The sequence below is a fragment of the Sphingomonas sp. CCH9-F2 genome, from assembly GCF_001556735.1.
GTDB lineage: Bacteria > Pseudomonadota > Alphaproteobacteria > Sphingomonadales > Sphingomonadaceae > Sphingomonas > Sphingomonas ginsenosidimutans.
In genome coordinates this window covers 1-778 of sequence record NZ_LSJO01000066.1, presented here as the reverse complement: position 1 = coordinate 778, position 778 = coordinate 1, and the positions used below count along the sequence as shown (strand labels likewise).

The following is a 778-nucleotide window of genomic DNA, read 5'->3' as shown; positions in this document are numbered from 1 at the left end:
CGCACCCGCACCCGCGGCATAACGCGCGATCGCGGCATTCTGCGCGACGATCGCGGTCAGGTCGCACGGTGCGAGATGCGGGCGCTCATGCGCGGCCGCCTGCTGCGCGCCGATGATGTCCAGGACATGGCGCAGCGCGGTGCGGCCGATCGTCATCCGCGCCGCGTGGCCCCCGCGCGCTTCCTCCAGCGCGGTCACCGCCTGCGCGACGAACGCCGCCAGCCGCGCGCGCCGCTCCGCGGGCACGTCCCCCTCCGCCAGTTCGCGCACCGCGCGCAGCACCGTCGCCGCGTCGACCGGCGCGCCGCGCGCATCGTCGTGGCTCAACACCGCGCTGACCGGCGACAGCGCGTTGCGGACATTGTGCATCACCGCCACCGCGCTTTCCGACCGGCCCAGCGCGAAGCTCTGCACCTCGTTCTGCTCGCGCAGGTCGTGCAGCTGGCGCAGCATCGCGTTGAAACTGCGCCCCAGCGCGCCGATCTCGTCGCGGCGGCCATCGTCGCGCAGCGGCGCCAGCGATCCGCTGGCGCGCACCCGCTCCATATGCCGCTCGACCAGCGCCAGCGGGGCCAGCACCTGTTCGCCGATCATCCGGCGCAGCATCGTCAGCACCAGCAGCAGCAGCAGCACCGATCCCGCGATCGCCAGCAACAGCAGCCGGCGGCCCAGCGTGGTGATGTCGCGCGCCACGCCGAAGCGCACCCGCGCCACCGTGCGCCCGTCCGGTCCGGCCACCGCCACCGCGGCGGCCGGCGTACCAGGCGCGTCGTGGCGG

Annotated in this window: 1 protein-coding gene; it reads right to left on the bottom strand. The window is 74.9% G+C overall.

What is annotated here, in order from left to right; translation table 11 throughout:
• Positions 1 to 778 (bottom strand): HAMP domain-containing protein (locus AX685_RS02000; RefSeq protein WP_156445606.1); only part of this gene is annotated, 778 nt, incomplete at both ends.